Source organism: Allobosea sp. P4_H5, from assembly GCF_056400825.1.
The window spans coordinates 42,847-63,808 of record NZ_JBFUKM010000013.1; the positions used below are offsets into that span (position 1 = coordinate 42,847).

Sequence of the window (20,962 nt, forward strand, 5' to 3'; positions counted from 1 at the left end):
GAAGACGCCGGAAACGGCGCCGGCGCAAGGGGAGGCGTCGATGAACAGGGGACTGGACTTCATCGGCCGATCGGTGGTCCGCTTCATCACGCGCGGCAAACCGCAGGCAGGTGCGGTCGACGCGAAGGCGCTGGCCCGGCTCAAGGCGGCGCTGCGGCCGGGCGATGTGCTGCTGGTCGAAGGGCACATGAAGGTCTCGGCCGCGATCAAGTACCTGACGCAATCGACCTGGTCGCATGCCGCGCTCTATGTCGGCGATACCGGCAAGGTCAGCCCCGAAGGCGAGCCGCTGGTGCTGGCCGAGGTCGAGATGGATGTCGGCTGCGTGCTCTCGCCGCTGTCGAAATACGGCGCCTTCGGCACCCGCATCTGCCGGCCTCAGGCGCTCGACCGCGAAGGCCGTCAGAGCGCCGTCGATTACGTCCTCGCCCGGCTCGGCACGCAATACGACCTCAAGAACATCCTCGACCTGGCGCGCTGGCTGGCCCCGATCCCGTGGGCACCGGCGAGCTGGCGCCGGCGCATGATCGCGCTCGGCTCCGGCGATCCGACGCGGGCGATCTGCTCGACGCTGATCGCCCAGGCCTTCGAGGCGGCGCGCTATCCGGTGCTGCCGACCGTCGAATATGCGCAGGCGATGGGCGCGGAAGAGCTTCGTGAAGTCCTGCACATCCGGCATCATTCGCTCTACATGCCGCGCGATTTCGACATCTCGCCCTATTTCGCCGTGGTCAAGCCGACGCTGGAAGCCGGGTTCGACTATCGGGCGCTGAACTGGGCGCAGGAGCGCCAACTCGCGGCAGAATAGCGCAGCGGCGCAGCAAACCGGTGGCGCCACCCTTGGCGCAACCCGCGCGCACTGCTATGGCGCGCGCATGAGCACCCGCAGTTTCGACAACATCCGCAATTTCTCGATCGTGGCGCATATCGACCACGGCAAGTCGACCCTCGCCGACCGGCTGATCCAGCAGACCGGCACGGTGGCGGCGCGCGACATGAGCGAGCAGATCCTCGACTCGATGGATATCGAGAAGGAACGCGGCATCACCATCAAGGCGCAGACCGTCCGGCTGGATTACCTGGCCGAGGATGGCAAGACCTATATTCTCAACCTGATGGACACGCCCGGGCACGTCGACTTCGCCTATGAGGTCTCGCGCTCGCTGGCGGCTTGCGAAGGCTCGCTCCTCGTCGTCGACGCCTCGCAGGGGGTGGAGGCGCAGACGCTGGCCAATGTCTACCAGGCGCTCGACGCCAACCACGAGATCGTCACGGTCCTCAACAAGATCGACCTGCCGGCCGCCGAGCCGGAGCGGATCAAGCAGCAGATCGAGGACGTGATCGGGCTCGACGCCTCCGAGGCGGTGCCGATCTCGGCCAAGACCGGCCTCAACATCGAGGGCGTGCTCGAAGCGATCGTCAAGAAACTGCCGGCGCCCAAGGGCGATCTCGAAGCCCCGCTCAAGGCCCTGCTGGTCGACAGCTGGTACGACGCCTATCTCGGCGTCGTCGTGCTCGTGCGCATCATCGACGGCGTGCTGAAGAAGGGCATGACCATCCGGATGATGCGCGCCAACGCCAGCTACGGCGTCGACCGCGTCGGCGTGTTCAAGCCGAAGATGCTCGAAGTGAAGGAACTCGGCCCCGGCGAGGTCGGCTTCTTCACCGCCTCGATCAAGGAAGTCGCCGACACCGCCGTCGGTGACACCATCACCGACGACAAGAAGCCGATCGCCGAGCCGCTGCCGGGCTTCAAGCCGGTGCAGCCGGTGGTGTTCTGCGGCATCTTCCCGGTCGACGCCGCCGATTTCGAGGTGCTGCGCAGCGCCATGTCGCGGCTGCGGCTGAACGACGCGAGCTTCTCCTATGAGATGGAGACGAGCGCGGCGCTCGGCTTCGGCTTCCGCTGCGGCTTCCTCGGGCTGCTGCACCTGGAGATCATCCAGGAGCGGCTCGAGCGCGAGTTCAACCTCAACCTGATCTCGACGGCGCCCTCGGTCGTCTACCATCTCAAGCTGCGCGACGGCACGACGCTCGAACTGCACAATCCGGCCGACATGCCGGACGTGATGAAGATCGAGTTCATCGAGGAGCCTTGGATCCGGGCGACGATCTTCACGCCGGACGAGTATCTCGGCTCGGTGCTGAAGCTCTGCCAGGACCGGCGCGGCCTGCAGATCGACCTCAACTATGTCGGCTCGCGCGCCAAGGTCGTCTACGACCTGCCGCTGAACGAGGTGGTGTTCGACTTCTACGACCGGCTGAAGTCGATCTCGAAGGGCTATGCCTCCTTCGACTACAACATCACCGACTATCGCGAGGGCGACCTCGTGCGCATGTCGATCCTGGTCAATGCCGAGCCGGTCGACGCGCTCTCCATGCTGGTCCACCGCTCGCGCGCCGACGCCCGCGGCCGCGCGATGTGCGAGAAGCTCAAGGAGCTGATCCCGCCGCACATGTTCCAGATTCCTGTCCAGGCGGCGATCGGCGGCAAGATCATCGCCCGCGAGACCATCCGGGCGCTGCGCAAGGACGTGACCGCCAAGTGCTATGGCGGCGACGCCTCGCGCAAGCGCAAGCTCCTGGACAAGCAGAAGGAAGGCAAGAAGAAGATGCGGCAGTTTGGCCGCGTCGAGATCCCGCAGGAAGCCTTCATCGCGGCGCTGAAGATGGACGACTGAGCCGCAAGACTCGGCCGAAGCGTCGAGAGGTCGGGAACCATTTCCCCCGGCACGATGTTGACCCTCAAGCCTTCACCCGAAGGGAGGACAGCATCATGGACAGACGCTCATTCCTCGTGAGCCTGATCGGCGGCCTTGCGGCGGCCAGCAGCCTCGGCACGGCGGCGCTCGCGGCCCCGCAGCCGAAGCCTGCCGTTGAGCCGCCTGTACCCGAGCCGGCGCCGCAGGTCGATGCGGAAGCGCTCGACAAGGCCGACGCCGACTACGCCCGGTATTATTATCGCCGTCGGCGGCGCTGGCGCAGGCGTTACTGGCGCCGCCGCCGCTACTACTACCGGCCGCGTTACTACTACCGGCGCCGCTATTACCGGCCGCGCTATTATTATCGCCGCCGCTACTGGTAGCGTTCCAGCGTGACCATCCTGCGCAGCCGGGCTGCGCAGGATGGAAGCACGTCGATCAGAGATTGGCGCCGAGACCGCGCAGCTCAGCCCTGAGGTCGATCGGCTCGACGAAATGCACCGCCTGCATCCCGACCGAGCGGGCCGCCTCGACATTCTTGGCGCTATCGTCGACGAAGATGCACTCGCCGGCATCGAGCCCGTAGCGCTCCAGCAGGACGTTGTAGATCGCCGGATCGGGCTTGAGCAGCCGCTCATGCGCCGAGACGATGACGCCGTCGAAGCTCTGCAGGAACGGGAAGCGGATCAGGCACTCCGCCCATTTCTCGCGCGAGAAATTGGTGATGGCGTAGACCTGTTCGCCCTTCGCCTTGAGCGCGGCAAGCGTCGCGACGCTGGTTTCGATCGTCGAGGGCACCGTCTCGTGCCAGCGCTCGTCATAGGCCTTGATCTCGGCCTCCCATTCCGGATGCTCGGCGACCAGCAGCGCGACAGCTTCGGGCCAGGGCCGACCGCGATCCTGCTCGATATTCCAGGCGGCGGTGCAGACATTCCTGAGGAACCAGTCGCGCTTGGCGTCATCCGGGATCAGGTTGCGGTAGAGATGGAACGGATCCCAGCGCAGCAGGACATTGCCGACGTCGAACACGACCTTGCGATTGGCAGGCATGGATAGGCTTCTCCACTCCGTTTGCGGCGACGGGGTCGACGCGACTCACGCCCTTGTGTGCGGGCTGGCGTAACCTTCACGCCGATTCTGGCGTATTCGCGTTGAGGCTCGGCAACAAGGCACAGTTCATGGCTTCAGTGGGAACAGGCAGCTATTGGCCATGGAATGATCGGCAGGGGCGCTTCTCTGCCCTGCGCGCCGGCTGCTTCGCGCTCGTGCTCGTCCCGGCGCTGATCCTCGCCTGGCAAGCCTGGGCGCACCAGCTCGGCTCGAAGCCGTGGACGCAGGCCGTGCACGATACCGGCACCTGGGCCCTGCGCATCCTCGTCATCACCCTCGCGGTGACTCCGCTGCGCCGCATCCTCGACTGGAACAAGCTGATCGGCATCCGCCGCATGCTCGGCTTGTCGGCTATGGCGTATGCGCTCGGCCATCTCGCGCTCTATTGCATCGACCTCGCCTTCGACTGGGGGCTGATCCTCTCCGAGATCGTCAAGCGCTTCTATCTCGTCGTCGGCATCACCGCCCTGATCGGCCTGGTCGTGCTCGGCATCACCTCGACCGACAGCATGATCCGCCGGCTCGGCTCGGGCCGTTGGCAGCGCCTGCACAACATCGTCTACCTGATCGCCTGCCTCGGCCTGTTCCATTTCGCGCTGCAGTCGAAGATCGACGTCACCCAGCCGGTGCTGCTGACCGGCCTGTTCGCGCTGCTGATGGCTTATCGCGGGCTTGGTCGCCTCGGGATTCCCCTGAGCTTCGGCTCGCTGGCGCTGACGGCGCTCGGCGCCGGCCTCGCGACCGCTTTGGCTGAAACGGCCTGGTACGCCTTCGCCACCGGCGCCTCGGCCTGGCTGATCTTCCAGGCCAATGCCGACCTCGTCGTCTATCAGGACTGGACCGCGCTGCGGCCCGGCCACTGGATCGCGCTCACCGGGCTCGCGCTGGCGATTCTGCACCTCTTCCGCAAGCCTGCACCGAAGCCGGAGCGGCGCCAACGCCGGCCCGCGATGGCTTCAGAGGCCGCCGGCGGCTGAGGTTCAGCCCTCGCGCCGCGCCAGTTCCAGGATCGTCTCGATCAGCACGCGGATAGCGATGCCGGCATCGAGCTCAGTCATGTTCTCCAGCGGCGAATGGCTGATGCCCTTCTCGCAGCGCACGAACAGCATGGCCGAGGGGCAGAGCCGCGCCATCGCCATGGCGTCGTGGCCGGCGCCGGAGGGCAGGCGGCGGGCCGAGAGATTCGAGCCGGTGCGGGCAATGCCGGTAGCGAGCGCCTCCTGCAGCCCGGCCGCCATCGGCGTCGCATCCTCGCGCGAATAGGGCGTGATGGTCAGGCTAACGCCACGCCGGGCCGCGATCTCGCCAAAGCGCTCCTGGATCTGCCGTTCCATGGCGGAGACGGTCGCACCGATGGGCGCACGATAGTCGATGGTGAAGTCGACAGCGCCAGGCACGACATTGGTCGCGCCGGGATCGGGTCGGAACACGCCGACCGTGCCGACCGCCTGGTCATGGCTGCCTGCGATCTCCTCCAGCGCCAGCGCCATCTCCGCGGCAGCGGTGAGCGCATCCTTGCGGAGCTTCATCGGCACGGTGCCGGCATGGCCGGCCTCACCGCTGACGCGCACGGCAGCGCGGCTCTGGGCATTGATCGCGGTGACGATGCCGACCGCCTCGTTCTCGACCTCGAGCACCGGGCCCTGCTCGATATGGACCTCGAGATAGGCCTTGACCGAGCCCGGCTTGCGGGCGAGCGCCGCGATCCCCGCGGGATCGCCGCCGAAGGCGACGAGGGCGTCACGCAGCACGACGCCGTCGGCATCGCGTGAATCGAGCCAGGCCGGATCGTAATGGCCGATCAGCGCCGAGGAGGTCGAGAGCGAGGTCGGGAAGCGCACCGTCTCCTCGTCGCCGAAAGCGATCACTTCGAGCGCGAAGGGCAGGATGATGCCGGCGTCGCGGATTGCCTGCGCCGCCAGGATACCGGCGACGACGCCGAGATTGCCGTCGAAGCGGCCGCCATCGCGGACCGTGTCGATATGCGAGCCGATCAGAACCGCCGGCAGGCCGAGGCTCGCGCCTTCGCGCCGCCCCTGCACCGAGCCGGCCGCGTCGATGAAGGCAGCGAGGCCCGCGACCTCCATCGCGCCCTTGACGTATTCCGCGCCCTGCCGGTGCGAGGGCGAGAGGTAAAGCCGGGTCAGCTTGCCCGGCTCGTCGGTGAAGCGGTTGAGGCCGGCGAGCGTGGCGAAGGCACGGGCGCCGAGAACGGCGGGAGAAGGCAGGGTCGTGGTCATGGCTTCAATCTAGCGGGCCGGCCGTGGACGTGGCCAGCCCGCTTTAGCGCGGTGGGATCGATTTGGCTGTCAGTAGGTCGCGCGTCCGCCCGAGAGGTCGAAGACCGCCCCCGTCGTGAAGCTGTTCTCGGCCGAGGCCAGGAAGGCGACCATGGAGGCGACTTCGTCGGGCTGCAGGAAGCGCCCGCGCGGGATCTTGGCCAGCATGTAGCCGATATGCTCCTCGCTCATCTGGTCGAAGATGCGGGTGCGGGCGGCGGCCGGGGTGATGCAGTTCACCGCGATGTCCTGCTGCGCCAGCTCCTTGCCGAGCGATTTGGTCAGGGCGATCACCGCCGCCTTCGAGGCCGAATAGGCCGAGGCGTTGGGGTTACCCTCCTTGCCGGCGATCGAGGCGACCAGCACGAGCCGGCCGTAATTGCGCTTGATCATGCCGGGGATCACCGCCTGGCAGCAATGCAGGGTGCCGTCGACATTGAGGCGCATGATCCTGGCCCATTCGTCGAGCGGGTATTCCCAGGTCTTCAGGTTCGGCCCGGCGATGCCGGCGCTGGTGACGAGGATGTCGACGCTGCCATGGCGCTGTTCGAGCTCGGCAGCGGCGGCATTCACCGCTTTGGCGTCGGTGACGTCGATGGAGAGGCCGCTCGCAGCCGGGCCGATCGCCGCGGCCGCCTCACTGGCGAGCTTGCCGTCGAGATCCCAGATCGCGACCTTGGCGCCGCTGGCGGCGAGACGCTCCGCAACGGCACGGCCGATCCCCTGCGCGCCGCCCGTAATGATGGCGACCCGGCCCTTTAAATCGATTTGGTTCATGGAAAGAATGCCCCTTGTGACGTCGGGAGAAGCCTAACCGAAAGGGCGCGCTGACGAACATCCCATTTCACATGAGAGGGTTGCATTCGCCCGGCGTCTCGATCGTATCAAGGCTCGTCAGAGCGGCTCCATCCCGTTATTCTGCCGAGCGTGCTCCTGAATGTGGAGGCGGCCGTCATGCGCGCCGTGTTCTACGAAGCCAATGGGCCTGCTCGGGACGTGCTGCGGATCGGCGAGATGCCGACACCTGATCCTGGCGCCGGTGAGGTGCGAGTGCGCCTGCGGACCTCGGGCGTCAATCCCTCGGACGTGAAGAGCCGCGGCCACCGCAAATCGGCCTTTCCCAGGGTGATCCCGCATAGCGACGGCGCCGGCGAGATCGAGGCGGTCGGTGCGGGCGTCCCGCAATCGCGTATCGGCGAGCGCGTCTGGATCTGGAACGGGCAATGGCAGCGCCCGTTCGGAACGGCCGCCGAGCAGATCGCGCTGCCTGCCCGGCAGGCGGTGCGCCTGCCTGACGATGTCGGCTTTCCGGAAGGGGCTACGCTCGGGATACCCGCGCTGACCGGCTTCCATGTCGTCGAGCTGGCCGGAGCCGAGAACGGCGCGACCTTGCTCGTATCGGGCGGCGCGGGCTGCGTGAGCCAATACGCCATCCAATTTGCCAAAGCGCGGGGCGCGAGCGTCATCACGACGATATCCTCGCCGGACAAGGCCGCGGCCGCACGCGAAGCCGGCGCCGATCATTGCATCGACTACAGGCGCGAGGATGTGGGTGCGCGCGTCACCGAGATCACCGGCGGGCGCGGCGTCGATGCGATCATCGAGATGAACCTGGCGGCCAATGCCGGCCTGATATCCGCAACCTTGCGGCCGAACGGCCGCGTGATTGTCTACGGCACCGATGCGGAGGCGACGATCCCGGCCTTCGCCTGCCTGGTCAACTCCGTCACGCTGCGCTTCTTCCTGATCTACCAGCTCGACGCGGAGCAGCGTGATCGCGCCATCGCCGGCGTCACCCGCGCGCTCGAGCAAGGGTGGTTGGTCAGCCGCATCGGGCCGAGCTTTCCGCTTGCCGAAACTGCCGCAGCGCATGAAGCGGTGGAACAGGGGACGATCGGCAACGTCGTCGTGACCATTCCCTAGATCGCCGCGCCCGAATGGACGCGGCAACCGTGATCTACCTATTTGCTTATCGTATCGGACTTACGGCGTCGGAATCCCTCAGCGGGCGTTGCGGAAGGCGCGCGGGCTGAACGCGGTGCGCAGGAGGATGCCGATGTCGAGCCAGAACGACCAGTTGTCGATGTACCAGTGATCATAGGCGATACGCCGGGCCATCTTGTCGTCGGTGTCGGTCTCGCCGCGCAGGCCGTTGACCTGGGCCCAGCCGGTGATCCCGGGCTTGACGTTGTGGCGCCTGGCATAGAGCGCGATCTTGCGCTGGAACTCGCGGTCATGGGCGAGCGCATGCGGGCGCGGGCCGACCAGCGACATCTGCCCGGCGATCACGTTCAGGAGCTGCGGCAGCTCGTCGAGATTGTAGCGCCGCAGGAAACCGCCGATCCTTGTGATGCGCGGATCGTTGCGCGTCGCCTGCTTGACCACCTCGCCATCGTCCGTCGTCGTCATCGTGCGGAATTTGAAGATGCGGAACGGCTCCTGATTGAAGCCGTAGCGGCGCTGCAGGAACAGCACCGGCCCCTGCGAGTCGAGCTTGATCGCGATCGCGACGAGCAGCAGCACCGGCAGGCTGGCCAGCAGGATGGCGCTCGCGGCGAAGACGTCGAAGACGCGCTTGAACATGATCTGGGCGAAGGACAGGGCCGGGCGCGTCAGCCGCAGCGAAGCCAGCGAGCCGATCCGCACGATATGAGGGTTGTCGAAACGGTCCATGACGCGTTCCGGCGTCAGGTGGATCGCGACCGGCAGGTTCATGAAGGCGTCGATGCAGGCGTCGATGGTCTCCTGGTCCGACCAGGGCAGGGCAATGAAGACGGCGTCCGGCTTGAGGTCGCGGGCGCGGGCCGAAGCGGTGACGAGGTCGGCGGCGAGCGCCGCCTGCGGATCATTGATGCGGCGCGGATCGTTGCTGCGCAGGAAGGCGACGTCGACGATCGAGAAGCCGATGTTCCACGGCTGATGACGCGAGACGAAGGACATCACCTCGCTCTCGCGGCCGATCAGGAAGACCCGCTCGGAGGTGATGCGGCCGGTCTTCGAGGCCATCGAGATGGTGCGCACGATCGCCGAGCGGGCGAGCGCGATCAGCGGGGCGCCGGCGACATAGGTGGCGAGCACGACCGCGCGCGAATACTGGTCGTTGATCTTGGCCATGAAGACGATGGCGACGAAGGCAATCATCGTCAGGTTCCAGACCGCGAAGGCGGAGGCGATCTGACCCTTGGTCGAGAGGTAATTCTCCAGCCGGTAGCGGCCGCGCATCATATTGGTGAAGACGAAGATCGCGGCGATCATCGAGGCGAGCTCGACCGTGACCTTGTCGTTGCCGAGATGGCGATAGGCGACGAAGTGATAGACGATCGAGGTGCCGGCGACCACGGTCGCCACAGTCGCCGCGTCGACCATCGCCGTGATCAACCCGATCCAATGCCGCAGCGCATTGGCGCGCTGGTCGGCTGCTGTTGCGACTTCATAGTCCAGGTCGTTTACGCTCATCATGCCGCGCTCACACTCGGTCGCAAGCGGTCCGGTTTCGGCACAGGGGATGCGCCGGCGGCCGCCTTGGCGGTCGAGGTGGCAAGGGCGATGCCGCAGCGGCATCGCGGCAATTCCGGCGAAAACGCGCTGGAATCTAGCTGGTCCGGCCAATGTCGAGCGAGGCATGACGACAAGGCGTGCCATAACGGGACAACCGCCGGGACAAGGCGCCGCGAGGCGGCAAGATCGGCTACAAGATCAGGGAAAGGCCGCATTCATCCTATGGCGGGGTTTCGCTTGACCCTGGCCAGAAACGCAACGAAGACAAAGGCCTACGCCGTCAGCATGGCGATGCGTGCGCCAGCAGCGATCGAGATGAACGTCGTTCTCTTCAAACCCTCGCAGCGACCGGCTGCCCTCGGCGTCCCGCCCGAACCGCCGCGCCGCGACATCGCCGGCGTCCCGGTCGCGGCGCTGACGCGCGAGGAGGCGCTCGCGCTGATCGAACACGCCTTCGACGGCGGCAGCCATCTCCACCTGGCCTATTGCAACGCCAACCTCGTCAACATCGCCGCCCACGATGCCGCCTTGCGCGAGCGTCTCGCCGACTTCCTGATCCTGCCCGACGGGATCGGCGTCGACATCGCCTCGCGCCTGCTCTACGGCGCGCCCTTCCCCGCCAATCTCAATGGCACCGACTTCACGCCCGCCATCCTCTCCGCCCGCAAGCAGCCGTTGCGCGTGATGCTGCTGGGCGGCCGGCCGGGCGTTGCGGACCGTGCCGCGGCGAGGCTGCGGGCCGACCATCCGCAGCATCGCTTCTCGGTGCTGAGCCACGGCTATTTCGGACCGGACGAGGAAGCGGCCCTGCTGGCGCGGCTCGCGCATGAGCGGCCCGATCTCCTGCTGGTCGCCTTCGGCAATCCGCGGCAGGAGCAGTGGATCGCCGACCATATCGATGCCCGCCATTGCGCCGTCGCGGCCGGCATCGGCGCGCTGTTCGACTTCCTCGCCGGCGAGGTGGCGCGGGCGCCGGAAGCGTTCCGGGCCCTGCGGATCGAATGGACCTACCGCCTCTGGCTCGAACCGCGCCGGCTCTGGCGGCGCTATGTCGTCGGCAACCCGGCCTTCCTCCTGCGCGTGCTGCGCCAGAAGCTAGCGCGGCGCGGCGGCTGAGGGCGATCAGACCTTTCAGTGACGCGTCGGATTGCCCCGAAAAGCGGATTCCACTTTTCGGTCCGACGCTAGGCCTTCTTCCCGACGATGAAGCCGAAGAACGGGCCGGCACCGATCATCACCAGGAAGACCCGGATGATGTGATGGGCCGCGACGAAGGCGACCTCGGTGTGCAGCGCCAGCGCGATCAGGCTCATCTCGGCGAGCCCCCCCGGCGAATAGGCCAGGATCAGCGGCACCGGCTTGTAGCTCGAGATGTGGGCCACCAGGAAGGCGAAGATCAGCGTCAGCACCACCAGGATCACGGTCGAGCCGACCGAGATCAGCAGGATGCGCAGGATCGCCTGCGGCGGCGTGCCGACGAAGCGACAGCCGATGGTGACGCCGAGAATGAGCTGGGCGACGTTGACGATCTCGTAGGGCGGCACGGAATCGCTGAACCCCACGAGATGCACGATGGCCGAGACCAGCATCGGCCCGAGCAATTGCTTCGCCGGCAGGCGCAGCGCATGGGCGAGCATCACCCCGGCGATCGCGCTGGCGACCAGCCAGAACCAGCCCAGGGCCGGCGTCTGGAACATCGACGGCCCCTGGTTGCGGTTGATCCCGAGCGAGACGCCTTCGAGCCATTGCACGATGAAAGGCAGCGTCATCACCACCAAGAGGATGCGAGCCGAGTGGATCAGCGCGATGGTGCGGGCATCGCCGCCCTTCTCCTCGCCGGTAATCACCATCTCGACCAGGCCGCCCGGCATGCCGGAGAAGAACGCGGTCACGGGGTCGTAGCCGGCGACGCGGCGAAAGTAAGTGACGCAGCACAGGCCGCAGGCAGCCATGAACAGCACGAGACCGCCAATGGTCGGCAGCCAGTTCGGCATCTGCGCGACGATCTCCGGCTTGAAGCCGGAGCCCAGCATCACCCCGATCACCGCCGACATGGGCGGGCGGATCACCGGCGGCGCAGCGACCGGCGCGCGGGCGATTGCGGCTATGGTGCAGAACACCATCGAGCCCAGCATCCAGGGCAATGGCAGGCGGTAATAGGCAAAGAGCCAGCCGCCGATCGTGCCGAGCGCGAGGGCGAACAGGAACCGGCGCCAGGGAAATCGTCGCGACGACAATTCGCGGATGCCATCGACCGCGTCCCTCAGCAGATCCCGCATCGCCCCGCTCACCTCCCTGAGACGCATACCCATGGCCGCGCCACGGCGCTGCTATACGCCATCCGCATGGCGATGACAGGGCTTTGTCGGCATGCCGCCTCTGCCCTCGTGGCGGAGCGAATGGACGCGGCGGCAGCCGTGACAGGCAACCCTGCCATGCCCGCAAGTTACTGACGAACGGGCGGAAAATCGGCAACAGTCGAATCCTGCAGGATATCTGACAGGCCGTCGGCGTCGTCCGCCCGGCTCGGGGCAGCGATGAGCGAAGATCGCCTTTCGGACACGACCGGTCGCGGCAGCGAGGCCATCGGCCTGGCCGAAGCGCGGCCCGCTGCCACGGACGAGGACGGCACTCCGCCGGAACCTCCGGAAACGCGTCAGCCCGAGCGGCCGTTGCCGCCGGTTCTGTCCGCCCCCTCCCGCGAGACCTGGCTCGCCGCGCGCCGCAATCGCGCGCGCCTCTGGTGGCGCGGGGCGAGCCCCAATCTGCGCGGCACCGTCTACATGATCACGGCGCTCCTGGTTTACGCGGTGATGGTCGGCGCCTTCAAATATCTGGGCACCGCGATTCCGCTGATCGAGACGTTGATGATCCGCCAGATCATCATGAGCGCGGTGGTCTTCGTCATCGCTGGCCGCAGCCTGCCTCTGGCTTTCAAGACCGATCGGCCAAGCCTGCAGATCTTCCGCGGCCTGATCACGCTGGCCTCGATGCTGTGCGGCTTCAGCGCCCTCATCCACATCCCGCTGGCCCAGGCGACCGCGATCAGCTTCAGCCAGGTGCTGTTCGTCACCATCGCCGCCGTGCTGATCCTGAAGGAGCGCGTCGACGCGGCGCGCTGGATCGCGACCGGCCTCGGCTTCGTCGGCGTGCTGATCATGCTCAACCCTTCGGGCGAGGGGCTGAATGTCTGGGCGCTGATGTCGGTCGGCGGAGCACTGTTCGGGGCCGGCATCACCATCAGCGTGCGCATCCTCGGCACCAGCGAGCGCACCGAGACGATCCTGATCTATCAAGGCCTCGTCCTGATGGTCGTGCTCGCCTGGCCGGCCTGGGCGCTTTGGGTCTGGCCGACTGCCGAGCAATGGTTCTGGCTGGTGCTGCTCAGCCTGTTCGGCACCGCCGGGCAATGGCTGATCACCAAGGCCTATCAGGTCGGCGAGGCCGCCGCCCTGGCGCCGCTCGATTTCAGTCGCCTGATCCTGGCCGGCTTCACCGGCTTCGTCTTCTTCGCGGAGGTACCCTCGCTGACGACGCTCGCCGGCGCCGCCATCGTCATCGGCGCGACGCTCTACACCATGCGCCGCAACGCCCGCGGCCGCCCCGGCTCCGACCTCTCATCTCCGCCCTGACCGACGAACGAGACCAGACCATGGCGCATCACCAGCTCGACGCTTCCCTCGCCACCTGCCATTGGGGCTATTTCGACGCCGGGCTGAAGCCGGTGCTGGAAATCGAAAGCGGCGACAGCGTCACCATCCGCACCGTCACCGGCGGTCCCGCCCATCTGCCCGAGGGCAATGCGACGATCCCGCCGGAGATCCACGAGATCCACGAAAAGGCCGAGCGCATGGTGCCCGGCCATATCCTCACCGGTCCGATCGCGGTCAAGGGCGCCAAACCCGGCCAGGTGCTGGAGGTGCAGATCAGGAGCGTCAGGCCCCGCACCGATTTCGGCTACACCATGTTCCGCCCACTCGGCGGCACGCTGCCCGACGAGTTCGATTATCACGCCTTCCGCTATATCCATCTCGACCGCGAGCGGAACGTCGCACACCTGCCCTGGGGCATGGAGCTGCCGCTTTCGCCGTTCTTCGGGGTGATGGGCACGGCGCCGCCGGCGCATTGGGGCCGAGTGACCTCGCTGATCCCGCGCGCCTTCGGCGGCAATATCGACAACAAGGAGCTCGGCGCCGGGGCGACGCTCTATCTGCCCGTCTTCGTCGAGGGCGCACTGTTCTCCTGCGGCGACGGCCATGGCGCGCAAGGTGATGGCGAGGTCTGCATCACCGCGATCGAGACGGCGCTGGAAGGTACCTTCGAATTCCATCTGCGCGATGATTTGTCCTATGCGATGCCGCGCGCGGAGACGAAGAGCCACCACATCACTATGGGCATCGATCCCGATCTCGATATCTGCGCCCAGAACGCGCTACGCGAGATGATCGACCTGATCACCTCGCGGACAAAGCTGACGCGGGACGAGGCCTATATGCTCTGCAGCCTCGCCGCCGATCTCAGGGTGACCCAGACGGTCAACGGCTCCAAGGGCATCCACTGCATGCTGCCGAAGAGCCTGGTGGCGTAGCGGTCCTGCTTTGGGCAATGATGCTACGCATGCGGGCCGGATTTCGCGCCGGCGGCCAGCGATGAAAGGATAGGCGCATGAGTGTCCGCATCGTTCGCCTTGGCACGCCGCGCGATCCCGCCGAGGGCACGCGCATCGGCACGGTGCGGCGCGTGCCGCGTGGCGTGCCGAAGGAGCGCTATGCCAGCGAGGACTGGTTCGACGTCTGGTTCCCGGTGCTGTCGCCGACGCCCGAATTGATGGCGCAGGCCAAGGCCGCCGAGAGCGAGAAGGACTGGGCCGGCTTCACCCGCGCCTTCAAGGCCGAGATGGCCGAGCCGGCACCGCGCCACGCGCTCGACTTGCTGGCGACCCTGTCGCATGGCAGCGACTTCTCGGTGGGCTGCTATTGCGAGGACGAGGCGCATTGCCATCGCTCCGTACTGCGCGCGCTGCTGACCGAGCGCAGCGCGAGGTTCGCCTGATCCCGCAGGAACCTGCGCCCTCTCGCCAGCCGGGCGCGGCCATGCTAACCGCTCCGGCATGACCGAGACTGGACAAGCCCGCATCCAAGCCCGCTTTGCCGCCTGCGCCGCGGCGGGCCGCGCCGCCCTGGTGACCTATGTCACCGCCGGCGACCCCGATTTCGACACCGGCAGCGCGATCCTGAACGCCTTGCCGGCGGCCGGCGCCGACATCATCGAGCTCGGCGTGCCCTTCACCGACCCGATGGCCGACGGCATCCCTGTCCAGCTCGCCGGCCAGCGCGCGCTCAAGGCCGGGCAGACCCTGCGCAAGACGCTCGCCATGGTCACCGCCTTCCGCAAGGCCGGACACGACACGCCGGTCGTGCTGATGGGCTATTACAACCCGATCTGGGCCTATGGCGTCGACGCTTTCCTCAAGGACGCCCGCATCGCCGGGATCGACGGCCTGATCGTCGTCGACCTGCCGCCGGAGGAAGACGAGGAGCTCTGCCTGCCGGCGCTCGCCGCGGGCGTCAGCTTCATTCGCCTGGCGACGCCGACCACCGACGACAAGCGCCTGCCACGCGTGCTGCAGAACACCTCCGGCTTCGTCTACTATGTCTCGATGACCGGCGTGACCGGCGGCGCGATCGCCAATTACGACGCGGTCGGCGCGGCAGTCGCCCGGATCAAGCAGCACACCGAGCTTCCGGTCGCGGTCGGCTTCGGCGTCAAGACGCCGGAGGATGCGATCGCGATCGCGAAGGGCGCCGACGGCGTCGTCGTCGGCTCGGCCCTGGTCGACCGCGTCCGGCTCTCGCTCGACGCCGATGGCAAGGCCACGGAAAAGACGGTTTCGGCTGTCACCTCGCTGGTCGCTGAGCTCGCCGCCGGCGTGCACTCCGTCACCAAAACGGCGGCCTGAGCCGTTCGCGGCTCACGTCATTCAAGGATGATCCGATGAACTGGATTTCCGAAGTCGTCCGTCCGCGCATTAAGACGCTGTTCAAGCGCGAGACCCCGGAGAATCTCTGGATCAAGTGTCCGGATTCCGGGCAGATGGTCTTCCACAAGGATGTCGAGGCCAACGGCTTCGTCATCCCCGGCTCCGACCACCATATGCGCGTCACCGCGCAGGACCGGCTGCGGCTGACCTTCGACGAGGGCAAGTGGATCGACGTCGCCCTCCCCGAGACCGTGGCCGATCCGCTCAAGTTCCGCGACGAGAAGCGCTATACCGATCGGATCAAGGACGCCCGCACCAAGACCGGCGCAGCGGACTCCATCAAGGTCGGTTATGGCCGCGTCCAGGGCCTGCCCATGACGGTCGCCGTCCAGGACTTCCACTTCATGGCCGGCTCGCTCGGCATGTCGGCGGGCGAGGCCTTCATCAAGGCCGCCGAGACGGCGCTGGAGAAGAAGACGCCTCTGGTCGTGTTCGCCTGCGGCGGCGGGATGCGCATGCAGGAGGGTATCCTGTCCCTGATGCAGATGCCGCGCACGACCGTGGCCGTGCGGCGCTTGAAGGCAGCCAAACTGCCCTATTTCGTGGTGCTGACCGACCCGACGACCGGCGGCATCACAGCCTCCTACGCCATGTTGGGCGATGTCCACATCGCCGAGCCCGGCGCCCTCATCGGCTTCGCCGGACCGCGCGTGATCGAGCAGACGATCCGCGAAAAACTGCCGGACGGTTTCCAGCGCGCCGAATATCTGAAAGAGCATGGCATGGTCGATATGGTCGTCCACCGCCACGACATTCCGGCAACGCTGGCGCGGCTCGGCCGCTTCTTCACCAAGCAGCCGCTGCCGGCCGTCAACGCCCCTGAACCCGAGCCGCTGCCGGCCAGCGCCGCCTGATCGCTTTCACCCCGGCCGGGAGGCCGGTGTCCGCATGAGCACATCCGACCTCTTGCTGGCGCGCTTCCTCGCGCTGCATCCCAAGCTGATCGATCTCTCGCTCGGGCGCATCCTGCGCCTGCTCGAGCGGCTGGACGACCCGCAGAAGAAGCTGCCGCCGGTGATCCATGTCGCCGGCACCAACGGCAAGGGTTCGACCATCGCCTTCATGCGAGCGATCCTCGAAGCGGCGGGCCTCTGCGTCCATGTCTATACCTCGCCGCATCTGGTGCGCTTCCACGAGCGCATCCGGCTCGGCCGCCCCGGCGGCGGGCGCTTTGTCGATGAGGCCGTCTTGGTCGAGGCGCTGGAGCGTTGCGAGAAGGCCAATGCCGGCGAATCCATCACCTTCTTCGAGATCACCACCTCGGCTGCGCTGCTGCTCTTTTCCGAGCACAAGGCCGATGTCGTGCTGCTCGAAGTCGGGCTCGGCGGGCGCTACGACACCACCAATGTGATCGACCACCCGGCCTGCACGGTGGTGACGCCGGTCTCGCTCGATCATTCCGAATATCTCGGCGACACCGTCACCAAGATCGCAGGCGAGAAGGCCGGCATCTTCAAGCGCGGCGCACCGGCGGTGATCGCACCGCAGGAACCGGAACCGACTGCGGTGCTGGAAGCGGCGGCCGAGCGCGTCGGCGCCTCGAAACTCCTGGTTGGCATGCAGGACTTCAACGTCCACGAGGATGGCGGCCGGCTGGTCTATGAAGATGCCGACGGCCTGCTCGACCTGCCCTTGCCGCGCCTCGCCGGGCGCCATCAGCACATCAATGCCGGCACTGCGATCGCGGCCCTGCGCGCCGCTGGCTATGGCGGCCTGCCGGCAACCGCCTTCGAACGCGGCATGACCGAGGCCGAATGGCCGGCCCGCCTGCAGAGGCTGGCGCGCGGCAAGCTCGCCGAGCTCGCACCTGCGGGCGCCGAGCTCTGGCTCGACGGCGGCCACAATCCCGATGGCGGGCGCGTGCTCGCTCAGGCGATGGCCGATCTGGAGGAGAAGAACCCGGCTCCGCTCGTGATGATCGCCGGCCTGCTCGCAACCAAGGATGCGCGCGCCACGCTCGGCCATTTCAAGGGGCTGGCGCAGGTTCTGTTCGCCGTGTCCATGCAGAACCAGCTCGCAGCACGCACGGCCGAGGAGGTCGCGACGCTCGCACGCGAGGCGGGCCTGAAGGCCGAAATCGCCGGCTCGGTGGAGCAGGCGCTGCGGGAGATCGCGTCACGAAACTGGCCGGCACCGCCGCGCATCCTGATCTGCGGCTCGCTCTACCTCGCCGGTGAGGTGCTGGCGGCCAACGGCACACCGCCGGTTTGACCCACCCGCGACGAGAAGCGCCATGCCGATCTCCGAATTGACGACGCTCGGCCTCATCCTGCTCTGCGGCGCGCTCGGCGGCTGCGTGACGTCGGGCGACAGGAGTGCCGATGGCGTCGACCGCGCGGTCGCCGGCGAGCCGACCTTCATGCAGCAGACCTACATGACCATGGACAAGAGCTGCCGGCAGGTGAAGCGGCCGACCGCGGTGCTGACGCAGAAGCCGCAGCATGGCAGCGTGCGGATGCTGACCCGCAAGGCCACGGCCGTCTACGGTCCCGGCGCCTACCAGCATTGCGACGGCAAGGTCGGCAAGGCACTCGCCTTCGAATACACCTCCGCCCCCGACTATCGCGGCCGGGACGCGTTCGAGGTGCGCGTCCGCTATTCCGACGGCGAGATCCGCCATGGCCGCTATGAGGTCGATGTCCGCTGAGACCAGAGCATTTTCGAGCGAAGTGAGCACCGGTTCGCGTGAAGAAAATGCGATAGAATAAAGACTTAGATCAGCGCCGGCCGGTGAATCCGATCGTCGCCAGGAAGCCGTCGACCTTGCCCTGCCACTGGCCGATCGCGCGGATATAGCGATGCCCGTCCTCGCCGAAGGGCGGCGCTGCGACGAATTCCGCCCTGCCTCCCGCCTCCTGGAAGGCGCGATGGAGCCGACCGGCGATCTCCGGTCCGAAGAAGCGGTCATTGCTGCTGTAGAGCCAGAGCTGCGGCACGCGTGAGCCGCTGCCATAGCGCGCTGCGGCCGAGACCAGCGCATCCGGGGAGCAGACCTCGCCGGCCTTCAGCGAGCCGCGGCCGCCCGCGAAGTTGACGACGCCGAGCAGGCCGGGGGCGGATTGCGAGGCGGCGGCGAGCGAGCCCCAGCCACCGGCCGACACGCCCATCAGCACGACGCGGCGGCCGTCGGCATCCGATCGGGACAGCACCGCATCGAGCGCCGCGCGAATGTCGCGCGCGCTGTTCAAACCGGCGCGATGGAACTCGGCCCGGTCGCAGGCGCCATAGCCTTCGGCCCAGCCGCCGCCTTCCGCGCCATAGCCGCGCCGGATCGGCACCGCGACCATCACGCCGCGTGCAGTGAAATGGCGCGCCACCGCAGCGAGCGTGCCCTTGCCGAACTCTGCCCGCCCCGCCGCATCGCGCGGGCTGCCATGGGACAGCACCAGGACGGGAAAGGGACCAGTTCCCGCCGGTTTGTGGAGGTAAACCGCGATCTGCCGGTCGTCGATACGCGCCTGCAGGGTCTCGACCGTGTCAGCCGCCGCGGCAACCGTGAGCAAGACGGCCAAGCCAGCCGAAGCCAGCGCTGCAACGACCCTGCGCATGATCAGCTCCCCAGCTGCGACCTTTCCATTGGATCGCAGCTTCCGCTGGTGACGACAAGGACGCTCGCCGCCATGGCCTTGCCGGAACAGCATCGCTAGGATCGTGCCCATGACGACACCAGCTTTCGGCAAGGGCGGTCCGGCGGTCTCGCGGATCGGCCAGGGCACCTGGAACATCGAGCGCGCCCCGCGCAGCGAGGCGATCGCGGCGCTGCGGCGAGGGCTCGATCTCGGGCTCTCCCATATCGACACGGCCGAGATGTATGGCGATGGCGGCGCCGAGGAGATCACCGGCGAGGCACTTGCCGGCCGGCGCGACGAGGTCTTCCTGGTCTCGAAGGTGCTGCCGCACAACGCCTCGAAAGCCGGCACGCGCAAGGCCTGCGAGCAGTCGCTGCGCCGGCTGCGGACCGACCGGCTGGACTGCTACCTGCTGCACTGGCGCGGTTCCTATCCGCTCGCCGAGACCTTCGCCGCGTTCGAGGAGCTCAAGGCCGAGGGCAAGATCCTGTCCTGGGGCGTCAGCAATTTCGATGTCGCCGACCTCGACGAGGCCCTGCGCATCGCCGGCCCCGGCCATATCGCCTGCAACCAGGTGCTCTACCACCTGCGCGAGCGGGCGATCGAGCATGCGGTGATCCCGTGGTGCGAGCGCCATGGCGTCGCGGTGACCGCCTACAGCCCCTTCGGGCAGGACGATTTCCCGGAAGAGCGCTCGGCGCAAGGCAAAGTGCTGGCGCAGATCGCCTCAGCCCATGGCGCGAGCCCACGCCAAGTGGCACTCGCCTTCCTGACGCGCAGTCCCAGCGTCTTCGCAATCCCGAAGGCCGCGAAAGCGAGCCATGCCCAAGATAATGCCGGCGCGCTGACGCTTGAACTCAGTGCCGAGGACGTCGCCCGGCTCGACGCAGCCTTCCCGCGCGGTCCGAAACCGCGCGGGCTGCCGATGCTGTAGCGGTTACTTCTCGATCCGCCAGACTGTGCGCAGCGCGGCGCTGACGGTGACCTCGCCCGGCTCGACCTGCACCGGCGCGGCGCCGGCGGCCATGCGATAGGCCCTGACATCGCCCATCGGCCGCACCGGCGGCTCGGCCTCGGCCTCAACGATCGAGACGAGCTCGCCCACTTTCACGCCGAGGCGCTTGGCATAGATTTCGGCCCGGGTGCGCGCCGCTTCGGCCGCCTTGTCGCGGGCCTGGTCCTTGGCCTTGTCCTCGTCGGCGAGGCCGAAGCTGATGCCGGACATGTCGTTGGCGCCGGCGGCGACGAGCGCATCGATCAGCGGGCCGGCCTTGGCGAGATCGCGCACGATCACGGTGATGCCGGTGCGGGCCTCGTAGCCATCGATCTTCGGCGCCCGCGCCTGCGGCGAGGACGAGGCCGAGGGCTGCGTCATCCGCGGCGTCAGCGCGATCTGCGAGGTCGAGAGGTCGCCCTGGACGACGCCGGCGGCCTTGACCGCCTCGATCAGCCTGGCCAGCGCCGGCGTGTTCTTCGCCAGCGCTTCGGCCGCGGTCTTGCCCTCGCTGACCACGCCGGCATGGACGGTGGCGAGATCGGGCTTCACCCTGATTTCGCCGGTGGTCTGGATCACGATGCCTTCCGCCGGCGCGAGTGGTCCCGCGGTCTGGGCGTGCACGGGAGCGGCGAGCGCCGCGAGCGCGGCGATGAGCAGGGCCTTCTTGGTCTTCGACATGGTCGTCCTTCGCTGAGGAATAGTCCGCAGAAGCGGGGACCGCTCCTGCGATCAGACCATTCACAACCTATTGGGGCAGCATCAGGACG

The 20,962-nt window shown here is 67.4% G+C and carries 21 protein-coding genes; 14 read left to right on the forward strand and 7 right to left on the reverse strand.

From position 1 onward, the window contains the following. Positions 1 to 40: 40 nt before the first annotated feature. The 3 genes from AC1DS0_RS24140 (at position 41) to AC1DS0_RS24150 (ending at position 3,085) form a co-directional block, all read left to right on the forward strand. Positions 41 to 808 (forward strand): YiiX/YebB-like N1pC/P60 family cysteine hydrolase, encoded by a 768-nt coding sequence (locus AC1DS0_RS24140; protein ID WP_476816770.1) that lies wholly within the window; start codon positions 41 to 43, stop codon positions 806 to 808. Between the two features lie 67 nt (positions 809 to 875). Next, the gene (gene lepA, locus AC1DS0_RS24145; protein WP_476816771.1) at positions 876 to 2,681 is read left to right on the forward strand and encodes a translation elongation factor 4; all 1,806 of its coding nucleotides are present in this window, start codon (positions 876 to 878) and stop codon (positions 2,679 to 2,681) included. Positions 2,682 to 2,776: 95 nt separating this feature from the next. Then, complete coding sequence (locus tag AC1DS0_RS24150; protein WP_476816772.1) at positions 2,777 to 3,085, forward strand: hypothetical protein; 309 nt, start codon at positions 2,777 to 2,779, stop codon at positions 3,083 to 3,085. Positions 3,086 to 3,140: 55 nt separating this feature from the next. Here AC1DS0_RS24150 and AC1DS0_RS24155 read toward each other — a convergent pair whose 3' ends face one another. Further along, entirely contained in the window at positions 3,141 to 3,752 is a 612-nt protein-coding gene (locus tag AC1DS0_RS24155; protein WP_476816773.1) for an HAD family hydrolase, read from the reverse strand. 128 nt (positions 3,753 to 3,880) lie between these two features. On the opposite strand from AC1DS0_RS24155, the gene AC1DS0_RS24160 reads away from it, so the two are divergent. Continuing rightward, a complete protein-coding gene (locus tag AC1DS0_RS24160; protein ID WP_476816774.1) occupies positions 3,881 to 4,789 on the forward strand; it encodes a protein-methionine-sulfoxide reductase heme-binding subunit MsrQ in 909 nt (302 codons plus the stop codon). Positions 4,790 to 4,792: 3 nt separating this feature from the next. Here the strand turns inward: AC1DS0_RS24160 and AC1DS0_RS24165 are convergent, their stop codons facing one another. Both AC1DS0_RS24165 and AC1DS0_RS24170 read right to left on the reverse strand, forming a co-directional pair. Further along, positions 4,793 to 6,052 (reverse strand): allantoate amidohydrolase, encoded by a 1,260-nt coding sequence (locus AC1DS0_RS24165; RefSeq protein WP_476816775.1) that lies wholly within the window; start codon positions 6,050 to 6,052, stop codon positions 4,793 to 4,795. Between the two features lie 69 nt (positions 6,053 to 6,121). Beyond that, positions 6,122 to 6,868, reverse strand: coding sequence for an SDR family NAD(P)-dependent oxidoreductase (locus AC1DS0_RS24170; protein ID WP_476816776.1), 747 nt, complete (start codon positions 6,866 to 6,868; stop codon positions 6,122 to 6,124). 177 nt (positions 6,869 to 7,045) lie between these two features. Here AC1DS0_RS24170 and AC1DS0_RS24175 point away from each other — a divergent pair, with 177 nt between their 5' ends. Continuing rightward, a complete protein-coding gene (locus AC1DS0_RS24175; RefSeq protein ID WP_476816777.1) occupies positions 7,046 to 8,014 on the forward strand; it encodes an NADPH:quinone reductase in 969 nt (322 codons plus the stop codon). A gap of 78 nt (positions 8,015 to 8,092) precedes the next feature. Here the strand turns inward: AC1DS0_RS24175 and AC1DS0_RS24180 are convergent, their stop codons facing one another. Continuing rightward, positions 8,093 to 9,547, reverse strand: coding sequence for an undecaprenyl-phosphate glucose phosphotransferase (locus AC1DS0_RS24180; RefSeq protein ID WP_476816778.1), 1,455 nt, complete (start codon positions 9,545 to 9,547; stop codon positions 8,093 to 8,095). 357 nt (positions 9,548 to 9,904) lie between these two features. On the opposite strand from AC1DS0_RS24180, the gene AC1DS0_RS24185 reads away from it, so the two are divergent. Continuing rightward, complete coding sequence (locus AC1DS0_RS24185) at positions 9,905 to 10,705, forward strand: WecB/TagA/CpsF family glycosyltransferase (RefSeq protein WP_476816779.1); 801 nt, start codon at positions 9,905 to 9,907, stop codon at positions 10,703 to 10,705. A gap of 68 nt (positions 10,706 to 10,773) precedes the next feature. Here AC1DS0_RS24185 and AC1DS0_RS24190 read toward each other — a convergent pair whose 3' ends face one another. Continuing rightward, positions 10,774 to 11,868, reverse strand: a complete 1,095-nt coding sequence (locus tag AC1DS0_RS24190) for an AbrB family transcriptional regulator (protein ID WP_476816780.1) — start codon at positions 11,866 to 11,868, stop codon at positions 10,774 to 10,776. Between the two features lie 258 nt (positions 11,869 to 12,126). On the opposite strand from AC1DS0_RS24190, the gene AC1DS0_RS24195 reads away from it, so the two are divergent. The 7 genes from AC1DS0_RS24195 to AC1DS0_RS24225 all read left to right on the forward strand — a co-directional run bounded on the left by AC1DS0_RS24195 (position 12,127) and on the right by AC1DS0_RS24225 (position 18,276). Beyond that, positions 12,127 to 13,221 (forward strand): DMT family transporter, encoded by a 1,095-nt coding sequence (locus tag AC1DS0_RS24195; RefSeq protein ID WP_476816781.1) that lies wholly within the window; start codon positions 12,127 to 12,129, stop codon positions 13,219 to 13,221. 20 nt (positions 13,222 to 13,241) lie between these two features. After that, positions 13,242 to 14,177, forward strand: a complete 936-nt coding sequence (locus AC1DS0_RS24200) for an acetamidase/formamidase family protein (RefSeq protein ID WP_476816782.1) — start codon at positions 13,242 to 13,244, stop codon at positions 14,175 to 14,177. Positions 14,178 to 14,254: 77 nt separating this feature from the next. Further along, positions 14,255 to 14,641: a DUF488 domain-containing protein gene (locus AC1DS0_RS24205; protein WP_476816783.1), complete on the forward strand. Its 387-nt coding sequence runs from the start codon at positions 14,255 to 14,257 to the stop codon at positions 14,639 to 14,641. Positions 14,642 to 14,699: 58 nt separating this feature from the next. Then, positions 14,700 to 15,548 (forward strand): tryptophan synthase subunit alpha, encoded by an 849-nt coding sequence (trpA, locus tag AC1DS0_RS24210; RefSeq protein WP_476816784.1) that lies wholly within the window; start codon positions 14,700 to 14,702, stop codon positions 15,546 to 15,548. A gap of 35 nt (positions 15,549 to 15,583) precedes the next feature. After that, positions 15,584 to 16,483 (forward strand): acetyl-CoA carboxylase, carboxyltransferase subunit beta, encoded by a 900-nt coding sequence (gene accD, locus AC1DS0_RS24215; RefSeq protein ID WP_476816785.1) that lies wholly within the window; start codon positions 15,584 to 15,586, stop codon positions 16,481 to 16,483. Positions 16,484 to 16,517: 34 nt separating this feature from the next. Then, positions 16,518 to 17,840, forward strand: coding sequence for a bifunctional folylpolyglutamate synthase/dihydrofolate synthase (locus AC1DS0_RS24220; RefSeq protein ID WP_476816786.1), 1,323 nt, complete (start codon positions 16,518 to 16,520; stop codon positions 17,838 to 17,840). A 22-nt stretch (positions 17,841 to 17,862) separates the two neighbouring features. Beyond that, positions 17,863 to 18,276, forward strand: coding sequence for a hypothetical protein (locus AC1DS0_RS24225; RefSeq protein WP_476816787.1), 414 nt, complete (start codon positions 17,863 to 17,865; stop codon positions 18,274 to 18,276). A gap of 70 nt (positions 18,277 to 18,346) precedes the next feature. Here the strand turns inward: AC1DS0_RS24225 and AC1DS0_RS24230 are convergent, their stop codons facing one another. Continuing rightward, positions 18,347 to 19,177 carry an alpha/beta hydrolase family protein gene (locus tag AC1DS0_RS24230; RefSeq protein ID WP_476816788.1) on the reverse strand — a complete coding sequence of 277 codons (831 nt, stop codon included), beginning with the start codon at positions 19,175 to 19,177 and terminating at the stop codon, positions 18,347 to 18,349. 109 nt (positions 19,178 to 19,286) lie between these two features. Here AC1DS0_RS24230 and AC1DS0_RS24235 point away from each other — a divergent pair, with 109 nt between their 5' ends. After that, complete coding sequence (locus AC1DS0_RS24235; protein ID WP_476816789.1) at positions 19,287 to 20,132, forward strand: aldo/keto reductase; 846 nt, start codon at positions 19,287 to 19,289, stop codon at positions 20,130 to 20,132. A 3-nt stretch (positions 20,133 to 20,135) separates the two neighbouring features. On the opposite strand, the gene AC1DS0_RS24240 is transcribed toward AC1DS0_RS24235, so the two are convergent. Then, positions 20,136 to 20,873, reverse strand: coding sequence for an SIMPL domain-containing protein (locus AC1DS0_RS24240; protein WP_476816790.1), 738 nt, complete (start codon positions 20,871 to 20,873; stop codon positions 20,136 to 20,138). Positions 20,874 to 20,962: the final 89 nt, after the last annotated feature.

Excerpts from the sequence above, each read along its gene's own strand:
- AC1DS0_RS24140 (WP_476816770.1), top strand. The coding sequence starts at position 41 with ATGAACAGGGGACTGGACTTCATCGGCCGATCGGTGGTCCGCTTCATC.
- lepA (WP_476816771.1), top strand. The coding sequence starts at position 876 with ATGAGCACCCGCAGTTTCGACAACATCCGCAATTTCTCGATCGTGGCG.
- AC1DS0_RS24150 (WP_476816772.1), top strand. The coding sequence starts at position 2,777 with ATGGACAGACGCTCATTCCTCGTGAGCCTGATCGGCGGCCTTGCGGCG.
- AC1DS0_RS24155 (WP_476816773.1), bottom strand. The coding sequence starts at position 3,752 with ATGCCTGCCAATCGCAAGGTCGTGTTCGACGTCGGCAATGTCCTGCTG.
- AC1DS0_RS24160 (WP_476816774.1), top strand. The coding sequence starts at position 3,881 with ATGGCTTCAGTGGGAACAGGCAGCTATTGGCCATGGAATGATCGGCAG.
- AC1DS0_RS24165 (WP_476816775.1), bottom strand. The coding sequence starts at position 6,052 with ATGACCACGACCCTGCCTTCTCCCGCCGTTCTCGGCGCCCGTGCCTTC.
- AC1DS0_RS24170 (WP_476816776.1), bottom strand. The coding sequence starts at position 6,868 with ATGAACCAAATCGATTTAAAGGGCCGGGTCGCCATCATTACGGGCGGC.
- AC1DS0_RS24175 (WP_476816777.1), top strand. The coding sequence starts at position 7,046 with ATGCGCGCCGTGTTCTACGAAGCCAATGGGCCTGCTCGGGACGTGCTG.
- AC1DS0_RS24180 (WP_476816778.1), bottom strand. The coding sequence starts at position 9,547 with ATGAGCGTAAACGACCTGGACTATGAAGTCGCAACAGCAGCCGACCAG.
- AC1DS0_RS24185 (WP_476816779.1), top strand. The coding sequence starts at position 9,905 with ATGAACGTCGTTCTCTTCAAACCCTCGCAGCGACCGGCTGCCCTCGGC.
- AC1DS0_RS24190 (WP_476816780.1), bottom strand. The coding sequence starts at position 11,868 with ATGCGGGATCTGCTGAGGGACGCGGTCGATGGCATCCGCGAATTGTCG.
- AC1DS0_RS24195 (WP_476816781.1), top strand. The coding sequence starts at position 12,127 with ATGAGCGAAGATCGCCTTTCGGACACGACCGGTCGCGGCAGCGAGGCC.
- AC1DS0_RS24200 (WP_476816782.1), top strand. The coding sequence starts at position 13,242 with ATGGCGCATCACCAGCTCGACGCTTCCCTCGCCACCTGCCATTGGGGC.
- AC1DS0_RS24205 (WP_476816783.1), top strand. The coding sequence starts at position 14,255 with ATGAGTGTCCGCATCGTTCGCCTTGGCACGCCGCGCGATCCCGCCGAG.
- trpA (WP_476816784.1), top strand. The coding sequence starts at position 14,700 with ATGACCGAGACTGGACAAGCCCGCATCCAAGCCCGCTTTGCCGCCTGC.
- accD (WP_476816785.1), top strand. The coding sequence starts at position 15,584 with ATGAACTGGATTTCCGAAGTCGTCCGTCCGCGCATTAAGACGCTGTTC.
- AC1DS0_RS24220 (WP_476816786.1), top strand. The coding sequence starts at position 16,518 with ATGAGCACATCCGACCTCTTGCTGGCGCGCTTCCTCGCGCTGCATCCC.
- AC1DS0_RS24225 (WP_476816787.1), top strand. The coding sequence starts at position 17,863 with ATGCCGATCTCCGAATTGACGACGCTCGGCCTCATCCTGCTCTGCGGC.
- AC1DS0_RS24230 (WP_476816788.1), bottom strand. The coding sequence starts at position 19,177 with ATGCGCAGGGTCGTTGCAGCGCTGGCTTCGGCTGGCTTGGCCGTCTTG.
- AC1DS0_RS24235 (WP_476816789.1), top strand. The coding sequence starts at position 19,287 with ATGACGACACCAGCTTTCGGCAAGGGCGGTCCGGCGGTCTCGCGGATC.
- AC1DS0_RS24240 (WP_476816790.1), bottom strand. The coding sequence starts at position 20,873 with ATGTCGAAGACCAAGAAGGCCCTGCTCATCGCCGCGCTCGCGGCGCTC.